Origin of the sequence: Micromonospora sp. FIMYZ51, from assembly GCF_038246755.1 — a bacterium.
In the GTDB taxonomy this organism is placed as follows: Bacteria; Actinomycetota; Actinomycetes; order Mycobacteriales; family Micromonosporaceae; genus Micromonospora.
In genome coordinates, this window is sequence record NZ_CP134706.1 from 2,663,845 (window position 1) to 2,680,914 (window position 17,070).

The 17,070-nt window shown below is 70.1% G+C and carries 21 protein-coding genes; 3 read left to right on the forward strand and 18 right to left on the reverse strand.

Features of this window, described 5'->3' with window-relative positions:
• Positions 1-52 precede the first annotated feature (52 nt).
• Together QQG74_RS12925 and QQG74_RS12930 are read left to right on the forward strand one after the other, a co-directional pair.
• Positions 53-307, forward strand: coding sequence for an STAS domain-containing protein (locus QQG74_RS12925; protein WP_341720517.1), 255 nt, complete (start codon positions 53-55; stop codon positions 305-307).
• The gene (locus tag QQG74_RS12930; protein ID WP_341720518.1) at positions 300-794 is read left to right on the forward strand and encodes a DUF5956 family protein; all 495 of its coding nucleotides are present in this window, start codon (positions 300-302) and stop codon (positions 792-794) included. Before QQG74_RS12925 ends, QQG74_RS12930 begins: the two co-directional genes overlap by 8 nt.
• A gap of 284 nt (positions 795-1,078) precedes the next feature.
• On the opposite strand, the gene QQG74_RS12935 is transcribed toward QQG74_RS12930, so the two are convergent.
• From QQG74_RS12935 to QQG74_RS13000, 14 genes are all read right to left on the reverse strand, one after another.
• Positions 1,079-1,828: a replication-relaxation family protein gene (locus QQG74_RS12935; protein WP_341720519.1), complete on the reverse strand. Its 750-nt coding sequence runs from the start codon at positions 1,826-1,828 to the stop codon at positions 1,079-1,081.
• A 334-nt stretch (positions 1,829-2,162) separates the two neighbouring features.
• The gene (locus QQG74_RS12940; RefSeq protein ID WP_208635297.1) at positions 2,163-2,612 is read right to left on the reverse strand and encodes an NUDIX domain-containing protein; all 450 of its coding nucleotides are present in this window, start codon (positions 2,610-2,612) and stop codon (positions 2,163-2,165) included.
• Positions 2,584-3,234: an ATP-binding protein gene (locus QQG74_RS12945; protein ID WP_341720520.1), complete on the reverse strand. Its 651-nt coding sequence runs from the start codon at positions 3,232-3,234 to the stop codon at positions 2,584-2,586. The genes QQG74_RS12940 and QQG74_RS12945 overlap by 29 nt, the downstream gene beginning before the upstream one ends.
• Positions 3,231-4,022, reverse strand: coding sequence for a hypothetical protein (locus QQG74_RS12950; RefSeq protein ID WP_341720521.1), 792 nt, complete (start codon positions 4,020-4,022; stop codon positions 3,231-3,233). Before QQG74_RS12950 ends, QQG74_RS12945 begins: the two co-directional genes overlap by 4 nt.
• A 157-nt stretch (positions 4,023-4,179) precedes the next feature.
• On the reverse strand, positions 4,180-4,866 hold the full coding sequence (locus tag QQG74_RS12955; protein ID WP_341720522.1) for a hypothetical protein: 687 nt from the start codon (positions 4,864-4,866) through the stop codon (positions 4,180-4,182).
• Entirely contained in the window at positions 4,859-5,851 is a 993-nt protein-coding gene (locus tag QQG74_RS12960; protein ID WP_208635296.1) for a radical SAM protein, read from the reverse strand. Before QQG74_RS12960 ends, QQG74_RS12955 begins: the two co-directional genes overlap by 8 nt.
• A 675-nt stretch (positions 5,852-6,526) precedes the next feature.
• Positions 6,527-7,303 (reverse strand): helix-turn-helix domain-containing protein, encoded by a 777-nt coding sequence (locus QQG74_RS12965; RefSeq protein ID WP_341720523.1) that lies wholly within the window; start codon positions 7,301-7,303, stop codon positions 6,527-6,529.
• Between the two features lie 2 nt (positions 7,304-7,305).
• Positions 7,306-7,884 (reverse strand): hypothetical protein, encoded by a 579-nt coding sequence (locus tag QQG74_RS12970; protein ID WP_341720524.1) that lies wholly within the window; start codon positions 7,882-7,884, stop codon positions 7,306-7,308.
• A gap of 285 nt (positions 7,885-8,169) precedes the next feature.
• Positions 8,170-9,306: a methyltransferase domain-containing protein gene (locus QQG74_RS12975; protein ID WP_341720525.1), complete on the reverse strand. Its 1,137-nt coding sequence runs from the start codon at positions 9,304-9,306 to the stop codon at positions 8,170-8,172.
• Positions 9,303-10,280: an ATP-grasp ribosomal peptide maturase gene (gene tgmB, locus QQG74_RS12980; protein WP_244206225.1), complete on the reverse strand. Its 978-nt coding sequence runs from the start codon at positions 10,278-10,280 to the stop codon at positions 9,303-9,305. Before tgmB ends, QQG74_RS12975 begins: the two co-directional genes overlap by 4 nt.
• A 17-nt stretch (positions 10,281-10,297) precedes the next feature.
• Positions 10,298-10,567: a hypothetical protein gene (locus tag QQG74_RS12985; RefSeq protein ID WP_104114868.1), complete on the reverse strand. Its 270-nt coding sequence runs from the start codon at positions 10,565-10,567 to the stop codon at positions 10,298-10,300.
• A gap of 110 nt (positions 10,568-10,677) precedes the next feature.
• Positions 10,678-10,980 (reverse strand): hypothetical protein, encoded by a 303-nt coding sequence (locus QQG74_RS12990; protein WP_341720526.1) that lies wholly within the window; start codon positions 10,978-10,980, stop codon positions 10,678-10,680.
• The gene (locus tag QQG74_RS12995) at positions 10,980-11,285 is read right to left on the reverse strand and encodes a hypothetical protein (protein ID WP_341720527.1); all 306 of its coding nucleotides are present in this window, start codon (positions 11,283-11,285) and stop codon (positions 10,980-10,982) included. The genes QQG74_RS12990 and QQG74_RS12995 overlap by 1 nt, the downstream gene beginning before the upstream one ends.
• Complete coding sequence (locus tag QQG74_RS13000) at positions 11,282-11,482, reverse strand: hypothetical protein (protein WP_341720528.1); 201 nt, start codon at positions 11,480-11,482, stop codon at positions 11,282-11,284. Before QQG74_RS13000 ends, QQG74_RS12995 begins: the two co-directional genes overlap by 4 nt.
• A 419-nt stretch (positions 11,483-11,901) precedes the next feature.
• Between QQG74_RS13000 and QQG74_RS13005 the strand changes: the two genes are divergently transcribed.
• Complete coding sequence (locus QQG74_RS13005; protein WP_341720529.1) at positions 11,902-13,131, forward strand: helix-turn-helix transcriptional regulator; 1,230 nt, start codon at positions 11,902-11,904, stop codon at positions 13,129-13,131.
• Here QQG74_RS13005 and QQG74_RS13010 read toward each other — a convergent pair.
• The 4 genes from QQG74_RS13010 to QQG74_RS13025 form a co-directional block, all read right to left on the reverse strand.
• Complete coding sequence (locus tag QQG74_RS13010) at positions 13,115-14,671, reverse strand: NAD(P)H-hydrate dehydratase (RefSeq protein ID WP_104114864.1); 1,557 nt, start codon at positions 14,669-14,671, stop codon at positions 13,115-13,117. The two genes, QQG74_RS13005 and QQG74_RS13010, sit on opposite strands and share 17 nt — an antisense overlap.
• Before the next feature lie 33 nt (positions 14,672-14,704).
• Complete coding sequence (locus QQG74_RS13015) at positions 14,705-15,388, reverse strand: HAD family phosphatase (RefSeq protein WP_104114863.1); 684 nt, start codon at positions 15,386-15,388, stop codon at positions 14,705-14,707.
• 185 nt (positions 15,389-15,573) lie between these two features.
• A complete protein-coding gene (locus QQG74_RS13020) occupies positions 15,574-16,473 on the reverse strand; it encodes a DUF2637 domain-containing protein (protein ID WP_104114862.1) in 900 nt (299 codons plus the stop codon).
• On the reverse strand, positions 16,470-16,850 hold the full coding sequence (locus QQG74_RS13025; RefSeq protein ID WP_341720530.1) for a hypothetical protein: 381 nt from the start codon (positions 16,848-16,850) through the stop codon (positions 16,470-16,472). Before QQG74_RS13025 ends, QQG74_RS13020 begins: the two co-directional genes overlap by 4 nt.
• Positions 16,851-17,070 lie beyond the last annotated feature (220 nt).

Sequence of the window (17,070 nt, forward strand, 5' to 3'; positions counted from 1 at the left end):
GACCGCACCGGTCACCCTCGCCGGGGAACTCGACCTCAGCAGCGTCGAGCAGTTGAGCGACCGGCTGACCGCCACCATCGCCGCCAACCCGATCGTCGACGTCGACCTGGCCGCCGTGACCTTCATCGACTCCACCGTCATCAGCGTGCTCGTCTCCGCTCACCACGCCGCCACCCTCGCCGGCGGCGCCCTGACCCTGCTGCACCCCACCGGCCAGGTTAAGCGCGTCCTCACCGTCACCGGCATCCTGCCGCTGCTCGGCCCCGACAACTGCGAGACGCGGGCCGAGGGAGCGCATCATGAGTGATACCAGCGCCGCACCGAACGCCTGGGACACTGCCAGGCCGTTCCCCGGACCACCGCCGGGCTTTTCCGATCGCCGCGACGCCATCGACACTGCTGATGGCCGGTTCTGGGAGCTGAGCGAATCTGGCTGGGACGCGATGCTCGGCTACCTCGCCGACCCCGCCACCCTGGCCCGGTGCGTCGAGACGCGGCACCATCAGGTCGAGGTGACGGTCATCGACAGCACGGGCGAGCGCACGTTCTTCGTGCCGCGCACCGCGGACGATCAACAGATCATCGACGAGGGAGCGAACTCGTATCTGCGGGACGTGGGGCTGCCGCAGCGGCCGACCGGCTACCGCTGGTTCCAACGCCTACCCGGCGACCTCACCGTCAAAGACATCGATGAAGCGGTCTACGAGGCGAGCCGGGAGCTGCCCCGCGACCATCACCCGGCCGAAGCGGTGCCCGCCATCCGCGCGGCCATGGAGAGGCTGTACCGGCGGTGAGTTGGCGACGGGGCGACGGCTGACCCGCTGCTGTGGGCGGCGGGTCCCGGAGGCACGTCGCCCCGTCACCACACCCCGAGCGGGCGGCAGGAACCGCCACCTGCCGAGCTGGCTCCCCTCGGGACGGATGATGGGAGCGGCGGGCGCTTTTGAGGAAGCCCCCGACCCTTCGGGGTGCCCGCCGCTCCGTCGTAGGTGACTGTATCGATTCCCGCTGGTCACGCCGCTGGTGTGAAGGCAGGTCACTAGTCCGGGTGAGGAGTGGGCTGCTCACCCGCTGCCAGCTACCGGCCGACCTCCGCCAACCGAAACAGACCCTCGGCCCCGGTCACGGCCCAGATCGCCTCAGCGGCGCTGGACGCGTCGAACAGCCGGTCGAGGGTCGCCGTGCCGACGGTCACCGGCAACGGCGCGGCAGCCACGCCACGACGCACCTCGATCTCCCGCTCCACGGTCGCACACAGCACCAGGACCGCGGCAACCGGGACACCTCGCGGGGCGCGCCGGTAGCCCCCCAGGAGGACGTCCGCCTCAGGCGGCGCGGCAAGCCCGGACAGCGCACCCGCTCCGGCGGTGTGCTCGACGTGCAGCACGAACCGCACGGCCCGCCCGCCCTCGATCCACACCCCGTACGCGCTCGGCCTCACCTCCGCCACGCCGTGCTCCCGCAGCCACACGGCGGCCTCCAGCGCCCGGCGCCACCGGAACAACTCACACCGCGGATCCTTGCTGGCATGGGCGGCCAGCCCGACGAAGAACTCGTTGACCACGAACTCGCCCCGACCGGGCCGGCCCAACGCCACCGGCACCGTCCGGCCCGCCTCGCGCAGCCGCGCGGTCAACGCCTCCGCCCCCGCCGCGCTCAACTCGTAGTACGCCACGTGGCGCGGGTCGTCGTCGTGGACGAACCGCCACACCAGCCCGGCCCGCGCCAGCGCGCCCAGGTGCCGCGCGGCGGCCGGACGGCTGCCGAACAGCAACGTCGTGACCTGACCGGTGTGCAGCACCCCGTGCTCGGCCAACACCGACAGCACGGCCCAATGCCGCGGCCCCAACCCATGCAGCTGAGCATCACCGGACCGCCGGGCCGGAGGCTGAAGCGAGTTCTCCTGCGGCCCGACCGCGTACCGCCGCGCCACTTGCCCGCCACCCCCTCCCGAAGGGCCGGCCTCCGAGTATGGTCGCCGGCCCAGCGGGGCTGCCACTTCCGAAACTTCCTACGCACTCCCTAATACTGATCAGAAAGCGCTTTCCCGGCCTCCGTTGTTCGGCAGATCCACCGAACGGCTGATGCATGAAAAGAACGAAACCGACTTATCGAGCCCGCAGCTGTTGGGCCCCATCAAGAGGGCGTCCCTGACGAGCGGGCTATCGCCATCCACTGAGGCGCAGCGGTGCGCCGGCGCGCCAGGCGGCTAGGCAGGCGGCGGTGTAGGGGTAGGTGTGGGACGGCAGCATGTCCGCCGGGAACCATTCGATCTTGGCGCACTTGTGCGGTTCGTTGTTGACTGGTTCGCCGTGGCGGGCGGGGTCGTGCGGGGCGGCGAAGACGAGGCCCACCCGCCCGGCTCCGGCGCTGTTGCGGTGGTGCACGGTGGCGACCATGCGTGGCTCGTCTCGGTCCAGTCGCACGCCGATCTCCTCGGCCGCTTCCCGGACGAGCGCGCTGATCGCGTCTTCGCCGAGTTCCAGCTTGCCGCTGGGCAGGTTCCACTGGCCGTCGGCGAATCCGGTGCCGTCCCGTAGCGCGAGCAGGACGTGATCGCCGTCGGTGAGGATGAGCAGCACGTCAACGGGGTGCGTGGGTGCCAGGGTCACGGAGGTCGAGGCTATCGCCGGTGGGGTTGAGCAGGGCGTCGACTCGCCGGGCGAGGTGGGCGACTCGTTCGGCCAGGTCCAGGCCGGGCGGCACGTCGTACAGCGGCACTCCGGTCTCGGCGCACGCCGCGCGGACCGCGGTCGCGGTTTCGTCTTGGAGGTGGGCGACCTTGGCGCGCATCGGGTCGGCCGGGTCGGTGTAGGCGTCGGGCAGGAAGAACACCGCGTCGTAGGTGCGCGGTGCCCATGCCCGGCAGAACGCGGCCATCGCCTGCAGCACGGCGGCCTCGTGGCTGCCGGGCGGCGCGGCGAGCACGAGGCGGGCGTAGGCGAGGACGTTGATCGCTGTCTTGTCGCAAATCAGCAGGTCGTGGTGGCGGGCGGCGCGCAGCGTGGTCGACAGTTGCGCCCCGAACAGGTCGACTTCGGTGGCGAGGTCGAAGGCACCCTTGCCATGGATCACGGTTTCCTCGATGAACGGGCTGGTGCGGGCCGGTTCCGGGGTGCACGCGACGAGCACCCCGCGCGCCCGGTAGTGGGCTGTCAGCGCGTGGACCAGGGTGGTTTTTCCGGCGGCGTGGGTGCCTTCGATGCCGACCACGACGCAGGTGCGGATCGTCACGACGCCTGCCTTTCTGGAAGTAGGGCCCGGAAGGTGGGGTGGTCCAGCCAGCCGAGTCGCCCGGCTAGCGCGGTTGCGACCATCGTGTTGACGTTGACCGGCTTGGGCCAGGTCAGCTCCCCGGCCGCGCGGAGGCCGACCAGTGCGGTGGACAGGCTGTGGCGCAGGTTGAGCACGGTGATCCGCTCCCGTGCTTCGACGTCTCGGTTGGTGAGCCAGTCGCGGTGCAGCGCGGTCATGGACTTGCGGGCGAGTTCGGGTTGGGTCACGTCGAGGTCGAGTTCGCCGCACACGTCGACCAGCCGGCGGGAGCGGCCGAACAGCACGTGGTCGGCGTCGAAGCGGGTGTCGAGCACCTGCCGCGCCGTGTCGGTGCGCCGGTCGTGCCACGCCTGCCGTGCCGCGAGGAGCGCGGCTGGGGGGCGGGGGCCGGCGTTGGCGGCCAGCACGGCGAGGTCGCTGCACAGTTGGTGACCGGTGATCAGGTCGGCGGCCTCGGTGGCGGCGGCGATGTCGGCCGCCGCTGCCGCGACGAGGTCGCCGCGTTCGGCGTCGCCGTCGAGATAGAGGCTCGTGTAGGCCACCGGCAGGCTGCCGGTGGCGAGGAGCAGCGGAGAACCGTCGCCGGTGGGCACGGTGAGCCACACGATCGAGTAGCAGAACGCCTGGTTGCCGTTCTTGATCCGGTAGTTCTTGCTCCACTCCACGTCGATCGAGGCGACGAGCCGGGTTCCGGGCAGCCGGGCTGGCACGCCACCTGGTCCGCCGAGATCGCTGATCACATGCACAACCGGTCCTCCGCCTGTCGTGGTTGTCCTTCCGGCGCCGGATGGTGCCGGTGACCGCCGCCCGCGCGTGCGGGCGGCGGCCACCGACGTTAGCGCCGTCTACGCCTCAGCGGAGGCAGGCGGTCGCCTGTTGGTGTCGTCCGGTGCGGTTGCCGTGCTAGCGGGACGGAGCACGTCCCAGGCGGCCTGGTCGATCGCGTCGGCGACGCGAAAGAGTCCCTCCCAGCGGTAGCGGCCGGCGTGGACGGCCGCCGTGAGGCCGATGGCCAGAGCGCGTGCCAGCACAGCGCGCGCCACCGTGGCGCTGCCCGTGGGGCTGTCCGGCATCGGGACGGGAAGGCGCGGTCGCCATGTCCAGCGCCGCCGCCGCCTCGTTCGCCTCGACTGCGGTGTCGATCATCAGGGCCAGCCCGCGCCCCTTGATCGACCGGTTGGCCCACGCCTCGGCCACTCCTGCCGCGCCGCGCAGCGGCACGGTGGACAGCAGCGTCATGCGGGCCAGGTCCTGACCGAGCGCGTGTCCGGCGAGGATGACGGCGTGCCGGCGGGCGCGGGTCAAAGCCCGGTCGGTCACTGCGAGCAGGTCCGGCGTCTCGGCCACGTGATCGAGCACCGTGGCGCGGAAGCCGATCTGCAGTGTGTCGCCGCTGATGTCGTACGCCGAGCCGTGCCGGCGCACCCGCAGGTAGACCGTCGCCGCCACGACCGGCACCTCCCGCAGGCCGGATGCCCCGTCGGCCCAGTCGATGGCGAACGCGGCGAGCATGTCCCAGGGCCGGCCGAACGGGCGTTGCTCGGCCCCGAACGGGGCTTCGGGCCATTGCAGGTTGGTGTAGTCACGCACGGGCGTGTCCGCCCGTCCCGGCGGCCGTGCTGGCGTTGGCGACGGTGCGGATGCTCTTGCCGAGGTACTTGGCGAAGTGGTTGCGCTTGAACCGGTACCGCTTCCAGATCTCCGTCACCGGCTCCTCCAGGAGGTTGCCCAGCGGTTCCAACAGGTCGGGCGCGTCGTATACCGGCCACGCCGACGCCTTGCCGGTCACCTCCACCAGGATCATGTGGCCCTCGGTCTCGGGCGTCCACGTCGTCATGCGCAGCGCTGGCCGCCAGTCGTGCACCGCCCGCGCCTCGATCAGCCGGTCGAACGTCTGCCCGGCCTCGTCCAGGCTGATGAACTCGTGTTCTTCCAGGTCGAGCGCGTTACCCTTGCGCAGCGGCAGGATCAGCTTGAGCTTGCCCGCCCCGATCACGTCGGCGATCTGGTACGTGAACGGCAGCGCGTGCAGCGTGGACCGGTACACCACCGCTGACAGCGACAGCGGCAGGCCGTGCTCCAGGAACGCCCGGATGCCGGACATCACCTCGTCGTAGTCGCCCCGGACCCGGTTGGTGGTGGCGCGCGGCCCCTCCAGGCCGACGTTGACGAACGCGACCTTGCCGACCATCGACTTCGCGTACTGCAAGCCGCGCGTGGCGTTGGTCGGGATGCCGAGGATGAAGTCCTGGCTGTACATGTCCACGATCTCGCCGAAGTCCCTGCGCAGCAACGGCTCCCCGCCGGACAGGAACACCCGACCCACACCGGCCAGATTGGTGCGGATCGTGTCCAACTCCGCCAACGTCGGGTCGGGAAGCTGCAACGTCTCCGAGCAGAACGAGCAGTCGAAGTTGCACCGCTTGGTGATCTGAAGGATGACCGACAGCGGCACCGTCGCCGTCTCGGCAACCTCCTCGATGCTCGCCGCGCCGGTCACGGCGAAATGGTGCCCGGCGGTGAACGTCACCGGCCCGGCCGCCTGCGGAGGCGACGCGGGAGGGACGGTTGGCATACCCAGCATGGTCATGGTCAATGTCTCCCTTGCACGGGTGGTCGGGACCGCGCCCAACCGGACCGCAAATGGCGTGAGTCGATCGACGAGTCAGTCACATCCGTTGCCGCCACCAGACATCCCGACTCCCGGAGGGCCGCGCTCCCGGGGCACCGGGCGTCCCAGCTCCCGGCTCATCGCCGACCCAGCGCCACCTCGCGCCGCCCCGGCCAGTGCCCAGGCGCGCTCATGCATCGCATCCGGGTGTCTGCCGTGGCGGATCATCAGTGCTCCCGCTCGTACAGCAAGTCCTCGGCGTCCAACGGCGCACTACGCCCGCCGACCGCATAGCCGCCGTACTCCGGTTGCGCCCGCCCCCGGTCCTGCTCGGTCGCCGGAATGGGATCGGGTTGCCGAGCCTGACCGGCTACCGGTCCGGCAGGTGCGGGGAGAGCGCGTCCGCTGCCATACCAGCGGGGGTCTTCCCCGGCCGCCGCGATGACCGTTGCGGCGAACGCCCGCACCGCGCACGGCGTCGGTCTGCCACACCTCGCGCACGCCTCAGCCGCGATGCCGTCGTGACGCTGGTACAGCTCCACAGCTGTTGCATGGGTCAGAGTGCCGCCCAAGGTCGGAATCGATCGATGCACCGCAGGCCCCCGTTTCTCTCGTCGCGGCCGCCGTCTCGCTGGGGTGTCAGGAGGCGGGGCGTGTCCGGTCCGCTTGGTGGATCGGGGTGACGGTGGACCTGCCTCTCGTGGCTCGGCCACCGTGCGCGCGAGTTGCGGAGTCGTCAGGACTGGTGAGGAGCAGCCGGAACCGGGCCTTGGAGCCGGTGTCGACGCGCGTGAGTGCCTGATCCAGCGCCGACTGCGCCGCGGGCCTCGGCGGTGCGGGCGCCCTCCGGTGCTCCCAGCGAGAGACGGTCGCCGTGGTCACGCCGAGGTGTTCGGCGAACGCGCGGACGCTCATCCGCAGCGCCTCGCGCAACGCGCGGACCTCCCGCCCGGTCCACCGGCCGACGACCATCGGCGTGCACCCGCACTCACCCGGACACTCCGCTTCCGCAGTGGGCACGGCCGGCGGCGCCGCGTGGTGCCGGCGTTGCCGTTCGCGGGCTTGTACTTCCTGGGCATGGAAGTCCCGCACGAGCGCGTCCACCTGATCGAACGCGGCCAACAGGGCTCCGTCCGCGCCGACCGCTGCGTCGGCGCCCTGCCAGAACCGGCGGGTGGTGCTCTCCCGGCCGATCTCGACGTTGCCGATCTGGCTGCGGGAGTAGCAGATGAGCTTGGCAAGCTCGACCTGCGTCATACCCGCGATGCCACGCCAGGCGGCCAAGTGCCGGCCGAGATCCTTGCGTGCCTCGGCCACCTGACCCGGGGTGATTCCACCCGCCGCGACGAGGCGGCGCGGCTTGCCCGGTACCTGCCGGGCCGGATGGTCCGGCCGCAAGAGCCGCGTACCCGCCACCGCTACCGCACCCACCGCTCAGCCAGCGAGTACACCCGCGCACCACCCGCAACCGCTGGGAAGTCGACCACGGCCGCGGTGAGGCTCGCCGGACCGGCGCCGGACGCGTCGATCAGCACCCGCACCCCACCGGCCAGCACCGCCACCCGGCCCGCCGCGCCGTCCTGGCACACCACCGTGACCGCCGTTCCCGCCTCCGCGCTCACGCCCACCCGCACCGCCGCCCCGGCGTCCGCGTCCGCCCCGGTGAATCCGACAAGCGCCTCGGCCGCCGGCGCGGCGGGCGGCGCAATGCCCACGCACGTCATCTTCGCGCCAGGCTCGGCCGGGCCAGCCTCGCCGGACGCGTCCGGTTCGACCGTCGGCGCGTCGCTGGCGTGCCCCTGGATGATGTAGAAGCCAAGTTCGGCATCGGTGTCCCGGCCGAGCACCGCACGCAACGCGGTGCGGGTGTGCGCCGCCGGCCATCGATGCTCGCCACGTTCAAGTTTGCCGATATAGCCCGCGCTGATGTTGAACACGCGTCCGGCGTGCTCGAACAGGTAGGCGGCAACCGCCTCCGCCAACTCTTGCCGCGACATCGGCCGACCCGACCCCGATGGGGACCGCCGCGCCCGCCGCGCGTTACGCAGCAGTTCGTTCGGCCCCGGTTGATACGCCACTGTGTACATCCGTCCCTGAAATGCGTAGTTGTCGTGGCAGGCACGGGCCAGGCGAGCGGTACACGCACTCCGCAGCGGTGCGCGGACCCCTCTCCTAGCCCCGCCCGGCGCGGAGTGCGTGGGTGTGCCAGGGTGAGGCACCCGGCGGGCCTGCTGGGTGTCGCCCGCCGGGGCGTCGTGTGTTCTCTAGGCCGGGTTAGGTTGTTAGGCGACCGGCTCGCCGGTGAGGATCACCGATTGGTCGTGGTCGAGCCAGATGTGGTGGCGTCCGTCGTCGTAGGCGGTCATTCCGAAGCGGCGGATGCTAGGAAGCTGCCAGCGGTTCCAGCGCTGCCAGGCGTCCTCGATGGCGGGCCACAGGGCGCGGGGTCCGCCGTAGGTGACGGTGGCCTTGTCGGTTCCGGGCCGGTACTGCACCCACGAGCAGTCGGTCTCGGTGTGCAGGAAGATGCCCTCGCCGCCATCTGGCAGGTTCTTGCTGATCGGGCCGAGACCGGGCACGGCCAGTTGCAGCAGGAACCGCAGCTCGCGCTCGTCGAACGCGTCGGTGGGAATGTCGCTGGTGGTCTGCGTCGGCTGGGTGAAGTCGAAGCTGGTGTCCGGGTCGGTGCCGTCGCGGAGCGGGTGGTCGGCGCGGGAGCGCAGCCACATGAAGTGGCCGGGGATGTCGTGGAAGCGGCCCCGCACCGAGCTGGGCGTGGTCTTGTCGGCGACCAGGAGCGCGGACGCGAGTTCGCCTCGCACGTCGGCGACGATGCGCCCGCCGTGCACGAGCTGGCTGATCCAGGCCGGTGGGATCGTGGCGACGGCGGCGGTGGCGATGATCCGGCTGTACGGCGCGCGGACCGGCACCCCGAGCGCCCCGTCCCCTGTGGCCAGGAACGGCCGGTGGCCGAGACCAGCCAGCCGCGCTCGGGCGGTCTCCACGAGCATCGTGTCGATGTCGATGCTGGTCACGTTCGCGTCGCCGAGGCGGTGGCACAGCAGGGCGGCGTTGAAGCCGGTTCCGGTGCCGATCTCCAGCACGCGCATTCCGCTATCGACGTCGAGCAGGGTGAGCATCTGCGCCATCAGGCTCGGGCGGGTCGAGGAACTGGTCGGCCAGCAGAAGCCGCCGCCCGGGTGTTCGGCGAACTGGGTGACCAGCGACTCATCGGCGTATACCGCCGCCAACCCTTCGGGCGTGTCGGCGCTGACCCGCTCGTTGTCGTCGTCGTAAAAGTGCGGCACGAACACGTGCCGGGGCGTCGCGGCGAACGCCTCCCGCCAGCCTGGAGCCAGCACACCCCGCCGGGTCAGCTCGGCAACCAGTGCGTTCGCGTGGTCCTGCCACATGCTCATGCGCGAGGTCCCTTCACCAGCAGATCGGCCAGTGCCGCAGCGATCGGCGCACCGGTCTCATGTTCCAGCCACAGCCACTGACCTGCCGGGTTGCATTCGAGCATGACCCAGCGGCCTTCGGGGGTGATAACGAAGTCGAACGCGCCGTAGCTCAACCCCAGCCGGTCCAGGAAGCGGCGCACGCCCGTTGCGACTGATTCCGGCACGTCGATGTGCTCGTAGGTGAGCGAGTCGTAGTCGGCCCGCCAGTCCACCCGTCCGGCCTGCGAGCGCGAGCGGATCGCGACCGCGATCGGCAGCGCGCCGACCACGGTCACCCGGGCCTCGAACGCCTTCGGCAGATACTCCTGCACCAGGTGCGCGGTCGCCGCGAACGCCTCAGCGGAGATGTCGGCGGGGTCGATGATCGTGGTGTAGGGCTTGGTCGCCTGGTGGCCGTCCTCGGTGAACACCAGGGACGACAGCGGCTTGCACACGACCTGCCCGCCGACCCGCTTGGCGAACGCGGCCACATCGGCGGCCACGTTGCTCAGCAGCGTGCGCGGCACCGCCAGCCCGCACCGGGCGGCCAGCGTCAGTTGCAGCGGCTTGTACTCGGCAGCGGCGGACTTGACCGGGTCGTTGACCCACAGCGCATCCAGGCTGGCCAAAAGCCCGCCGAGGCCGTGACGGGCCTCGACGGCCGCGAACACCTCATCGGCCGGTGACATCCCGGCAGGCAGCCGAAAGCTGGTTGGCCGCCAGTAGAACACCGAGCGCACCCGCTCCAGATCGAGCGTGTCCGCGGCGGTGCTCAACATGCCGGCCCAGCCGCCCTCCGCCGTGGTCGTCGCGGACAACCGCAGCTCCATCGGAAAGTCGCCGGTGTCGAGTCGCACGACCTTGCCTCCGGCGTGGGCCAACGCAGCCGCCACAGCGTCGGCTGTCGGGTCGTCGGCGCTGGTCAGGATCAGGATCGTGTCTTTGGTGTTCACGGCCGTCGCCCCGCTTCCTAGCTGTCCGAGCCGGTGTCGGTCTGGCTGTCGCGGGACACCTTGCCGTCCGAAGACGTCTCGGTCGCCATGGAAGTCCGTGGCGAGGTGGAGGTGGTGTTGTGCTTGCCCTGTAGCGGCATCGGCACAGCCAGACTCGCCGCATACGGCCGAAGCTCGCCCGGGATGTGGGCCATCGGGTAGGCCACGCCGCCGGGCTCACCCATCGGCAACAGCGCCGGGGGCGAGAACAGCGGAGCGACCACCCTGGGCAGGGTTGGGGTTCTCATCGCGGTGGTCCTTCCTGCCGCCACGTCGGCGGCATCGAACTAGGGGTTGTGGGTTGCCCGCGCGGTACGCAGCTCCGCGCGGGCAACCATCCGGCCGCCTTGGCGAGGCGTCAACGGCCGGAAGCCTCTCGATCGGCGGGAGCGCCGAACGCGTGAAACGGTGTGCGGTCGGCGGCCTTGAAGTCACCGTTGGGGCCGATCAGTTGCAGGGGCTGCCTGCGGGGAAGTTGCCGGTCGTGGCCGAACAGCGCGACGTGCGCCGTGTTGCGCTGGCTGCACGGCTCCAACTCGCCGCAGGCAAGGCACCGGCCGCCGCGATCGGAGCGCAGATGCGCAGCGATCACGCTGTGGGCCGCTTCCACTCCATGCAAGGCGCTGCCGTTCACCGACGCCCGCACGGTCGCCGTCGCCATCAAGATCCTCCTTCGCCATGCGGTGTCTGGGTTGATGCCCACCGAGACCGGATCTCGGCGACGGTGGCCCGGCCCTCGCCGGTCAACCGCACCGTCAGGGCTCGGGTGCGAGGCACGATCTCCATCAGGTGGTCGCCGAGCAGCAGGTGCACCGTCGTGCGCACCGCCTCCACCGATACGTCGGGCAGCAGCGCGGCGAGCTGGCTGACCGTCCAGTCCCGCCCCGGCTCAGCGAGCAGCGCGTCATAGATGCGCTGACGCGGAACGCTCGCGACGGTCAACACGTTGGCGCTCAAGGCTTTCACCGCCCATCACCCCCGTCCGCTGCGAGCACCCGTTGCGCCCAGCGAGCCTGCGGGCACGGGAACCACGCGAACCTGCACGACACCTCATGGCATCCCCAGCACAGCCCATCGGGCTCCGCCCGATGCACCAGCAGGATCGACCGCGCGTCGGCGATCTCGTCGGCGTACGCCTTATCAGCTTCGATGATCACGACCATGGGCCTGTCCTCGCATCCAGAGCGTCAATCTGGCTGGCGTTCCATCCGACGTTGACCGGCACGTCGAAGGCCCACCCGTAGGTAGCGCAGGGGGTACGCGCGTGACAGTTCAAGCAGCGGCTGCATTCCGGCCACTCGATCGGGCAATGGTTCGCACTGCCTGCGTCGCCCACCGAACGTTGGCGTCGACCGCGACCGCTCCATTCCCGGTGATCTCTGTCATCTCTTGTTCCCCCCTCTCACCGTGCGGGCACCTAGCCGGACGGAGGCTCTTGTCACGCCCGGCCAGGGCGACCACATTGGTTGCCGCCGATTCACGGCGTCGATCTATGTGACCTGACGTTATGGAGCCGTCGCGCACCGGAACTACTACATCGGTAGCAGTGTCCGTATCGTGATGGTCATGGAAGGTGGTGGATATGGATATTGAGCCGAGCCTCATTCGCGGCATCGGGGCGAACATCGCTGCTCACCGACGTGCCGCCGGGGTCACGCAGCAGGAACTCGCGTCACGGATCGGCAAGTCGGTCCAATGGGTGTCGGCTGTGGAGCAGGGCCGCAGACACGCGGAGCGGCTTACCGACCTGCTTCGGATCGCGCAGGTCGTGCAGTGCACGATCGAGGATCTGATCGGCCGCTCCGTGGACAACCTCGTGCCCGGACCTCGCCCCGCGGGCGAGGCGGTAGCCGCCGTCCGAGAAGCGATCATGCGGGCAGCGGTACCCGCCGCCTTCCCCCGAGTTGCCGAGCCCGTGCAAAACATCGGCGAACGGGTAACCGCGGCGTGGACGATCTGGCACAGCTCGCCGACCGCGCACACCATCCTGGGCGGCGTGCTGCCCGGCCTGATCGTCGACGCTGTCGCCGCCTACCGCGCCGCCGAGGACCGCCGCTCGGCCGCCCGCAACCTCGCTGGCACGTACCAGGTCGCCCGGCAGTGGCTACACCACATCCCAGACGGAGACCTCGCCTGGATCGCCGCCGACCGAGCCATGAACGCCGCACGCGAAGCCGACGATCCCCACTTGATCGCGATCGGGGCGTGGGCGCTGTCGGCGTCCTATCGCCGGGCCGGGCAACAAGACGAGGCAACCCGCCTGTGCCTCGCCGCCGGCGACGAACTGAGGGCGCACATTGATCAATCTGAGCCCGATCCGCAGCTGCTCGCCGACTACGGGATGCTTCACCTAGCCGCGTCCATCAGCGCCGCCCAATCCGACGACGACGGGCGCGCGTGGGCATTCCACCGAGTCGCCGAGGAAGCCGCCCGCGCGATCGGCCGTCACTACGATCCATGGACCGCCTTCGGTCCCGCCAACGTCGACATCCATGGCCTGGCCATCAGCGCCGAACTTGGTCGGGCGGATGACGTCGTCGAGTACTCCGCGCGTCTACACATCGATGACATACCAAGTGTCGAGCGTCGGGCCGCCGCGCTGATCAACACCGCTCGCGGCTTCGTCCGCCGAGGCGAGGACGAGTCAGCAATCCTCGTTCTGCTCGACGCGGAGAAGATCTCGCAGGAGGAGGTACGGGACTCGACACTGGTGCGCGAACTCCTGCGTGAACTGATCTTCCGGGACAGGGCGAGAGCACAGACACATGTGCGCGCACTCGCCCAACGAGTTGGCCTCATCCCAGCGAAATGAAACGATGACCTCGCATCCAGCCATCGGTGCCGGACGAGCGGCCGGTCAGGAGGCCAGCGATAACCGCCGGAGTCGCCGCCGCGACGTCGCCCGCAGCGATGGGGCCGCCCGCCGACGCCCGAGCACCGGCCCGCCCATGGACGAAGGCCGCCATCGCACCGGCATCCATCGCGTCGACGCCTTGTGCCATGAGCGCGCCAGCGATCCCGGCCAGCACGTCGCCCGTTCCCGCCGTCGCCAGCCACGACGGCCCGTCATTCTGACTCGATAGCCAGCCCTCTGGACTGGCAACCAGCGTGGTCGGTCCCTTCAGCAGGACCGTCGCGTCCACCTGCTTGGCCAGCAGCGTTGCGTAGAAGGCTGGCCGAGCCTCAACCTCGCTGCGCGGGACCGGCGTGCCCAACTGCCCGAGCATCCGCGAGACCTCGCCAGCGTGCGGAGTCAGCAGTACGGTGTCCGCCTCGGCGGCTCGAACTCCACCGGACCGCTGCCTGACACACGCCGTGAGTGCCCCCGCGTCCACGACGCAGGGAAGGCCAGATGCCAGCGCTTGATCGATCGCCTCGTCCTGGTCGGTGTCCGATTCGACACCCGAGCCCAACAGCCATGCCTGAACGCGGCCCTTGCCAGGCACCGCCTCCGGCACGGCGCGAAGCACGTGATCCGTCACGTGGCGCGGGCCGATGAACCTCACGATCCCGACGCCCGCCCGCTGCGCGCCCAGCACGGCGAGCACAGCCGCGCCGGGGTAGGCGTCCGAGCCCGCCACCACGCCGAGGACGCCCCGCGTGTACTTGTGACCGGCGTGGTTCGGCACCGGCCACCGCGCCGCCACACCGGCGTCGGTCAACCGGCGCACGTACGGCCGAGCCGGCAGACCCTCGTCAATGCCGACCGGCACGTGCACGAGCCGTCCAGCGACGTGGGCCGCTGGTGGCAGGAGGAGACAAGGCTTCAACGTGCCGAAGGACACGGTCACATCGGCGGCCAGACACTCCCCATGGATCTCGCCGGTGTCCGGGTCAAGACCGCTGGGCATGTCAACTGCGACGACCGTAGCTGCGCGTGGAACCGCCGCTGCCAGTCGCTTCGACACCCCGCTCAGGCCAGGTCGACCACTGATGCCGACAATCCCATCGAGCACGAGTTCTGCTCGTTCGAGCAGGCGGCTTATCCGGTCTTCACCTGCGGGTTCCCGTGCATCTATGACTCGGCCGCCAGCACCGACGAACGCTCGGAGACCACGCTCATAGGCGTGGCCTCCGACCATTGCGGCGGTGACCTGCGCACCGCCACGCTGAAGATGAGCACCGGCAAGAAGCGCGTCGCCTCCGTTGTTACCGCTACCAACCAACATCACGACACGGCGGCCGTAGACTCCACCGCTGCTCTCCCGCAGTATCCGGGCACACACCGAGTTGAGTGCCGCAGCGGCCCTGTCCATCAAGCCGCCCTCGGGCAGGCGAGCCAGGACCGGCAGCTCAGCGGCCCGGATGTCGTCAGCGCAAAAAGCCGCCAGAACCTCGTCCACAGAACGCATTTCGCAAGGGTTCCATACAGCGAGCGAGGCTCATCAATCGGCCAAGCTTGGTGCCGCGAACGCAGGCCGATGTACCGGAGCGGCACTGATCGGACTGCCAACCGGCCTGTGGAGAACACCGGTCTGCACGTTGTAGGCCGTCATGCCAGCCGAGAGGGCCGCCGTGACTCCCACTTCGGCGTCTTCGTACACCAAGCAGCGGGCCGGATCGGCACCGAGTCGCTGTGCCACCAGTAGGAAGATGTCCGGCTCAGGTTTACCTCTGCCCTGCGGAACATCGCTCCACGTCACGACGACATCGAACAGGGCATCAAGACCCGTGGCTTCCAGCCCTGCCCATACGGTATTCGTGGACGCGTTCGAGCCGATGCCAAGCCGCTGACCGCGACGCCGCGCAGCACGAGCCACCCGCGCGATCTCCTCAGCTACTTTCAGGTCAGGAGCAGCAGCCTGCACGTAAAAGCGACACCTGCCGATGATCTCGTCAATCGGCTCGGGCAGCGGCCCGAACTCCTGCTCCCACACGATCAGCATGTCCGGCGAGGCAATCGCCTGGCGCGGCCAGTACCAATCCGGGTCGAGCTTGACCCCCGCATCACCCATCGCACGAGCGAGGGCATCGAAGCAAACGTCGCGGGAGTCGACCAGGGTGCCATCCCAGTCGAAGATCAGGGCCTCGTAGGTCTTGCCGTCTGGAACGGCAGTGCGCGCGGTCACCGAACCAACGTACCTGGCGGCACAAAGGCTTCCGCGATGATGGGCAACACGACAACGGGGGTGCCACCGGATCTCGGTGGCACCCCCGTTGTCGTTCGGTTCCTATGCGCGATTCTCCGCGTTGGCGGGCGGACCCGTTGACGGCCACTGGGGCGCCTCTCGCTATCGACGCCTCACGGCCGACGCTACGCCACCACCTCCGACAGCGGTTCCGGCTCTTGCAGACGGGGCCGGACGGACGCCGGGCCGATGGTAGTCACGTCGTGCTCTGCCTTGAGGATCTTGAGTAGGAGTGACGCGCGTGCATTGGACACGCCGTGCCCGTCGTCGCGCATGGCGTCCGCGAGGTTGTCCCGCGACAGCGACCGGCCCTTGGTGGCGAGGCTCGCGCGGGCCGCCCGCGCCGCCGGTATCAGGTGCGCCACGGCGCGGATGCCGACCGACGCCGCCGCCCGCCCGCCCGGGTCGCCGATCCCGCCCGGAGCAGGCTGGCCCGCGCCGACCCGGGTGCCCCCGTTTGTCCCGGCGGCCCGGTCGGCCGGGGCGATCGCGGACGGCACCGGGCTGCTCGTCCGCTCGCCGGGGGCGGTCCCGGACGGTGTCGTCCCGTCCCGTCCGGCCTGCTGGACGGTCCCGGGGACGTCCGGGACGCTCCCGGCCGTCCGCTGATCGTCCCGGACGATCGTCCGCTGATCGTCTTTCGTGTGGTCGATCATGGCGAACAGAAGCTTGATCGAGACCAACATGGAGACCGCCGGCCACCCGGCTAGAGCCTTGCCGATCGGGTCCGCGCCGCCTACCGCGACGTTCGCGGCGAGGCTTGCGGCGGTGCCGACGATCAGCGCGATCCACGGAATCCAGCCGGTAGGCTGCCCGGCGCGACGCTGCGCGACGAGGTAAAGGCTGGCGACGATCTCCAGGCCGTCCACGCTGATCGGGAACGCCAGCGACTTCCAGCCGAGTTGACCATGTTCAAGGGCCAACTCCCGCATGTGCGCGAAACTGATGGCACCCGCGACAAAGGCGAGCCCGCCGACGAACAACGCAGTCAGGATCAACAACAGCTTGTCCGTACGGGTCCTCATCTGATCACCTCCTTCGCTTCCTCGCCGGCCGCGGTGAGCATGGCCAGCGCCGACAGCAAGGGCCGAGCGTCTTCGACGGCCATGGCCATCTCGGCATCGCCGACCCGGATACGCAGGTACGTCGAGCACGGCCACGGCGTTACCGCCTCGGTCAGCCACGCCTCACCGGCGCGGCCGGGCAGCCACATGGCACACGTCAGGTCGAAGCGGACGAGGGCGGAACGGTGCTCGCCGCCGACGCCGGGCCGATAGCCGTTCGCTTGGCTGGCTGGGTCGGCGATGCAACGGGACCGGTCACACCACGCCGGGTGCCGGCTGGCGCGGCCGGTTGGGGTCGGTTGTGGTTGGGGTTCGGTGTTTTCGTGAATGCCGGTCATGGCGTGAAGTCCTTTGCTGGCAAGCGGTTCGGGGTCGCCCACCGGGCGCGGTGCGCCGGGGCATCGAGAGGCTTGGCGGACGCGAGGCGCGCACCATCGGCCCGGCCCGCACGGCGGGCCAGGAAGGTCAAGGGGTTGCGGGGACCTGCGCACGGTCGATGCCGCCGGGGCCGTCACGGAGTCACGGAGTGCGCGGACCGCCCGGGGCGCCGGATCGGTC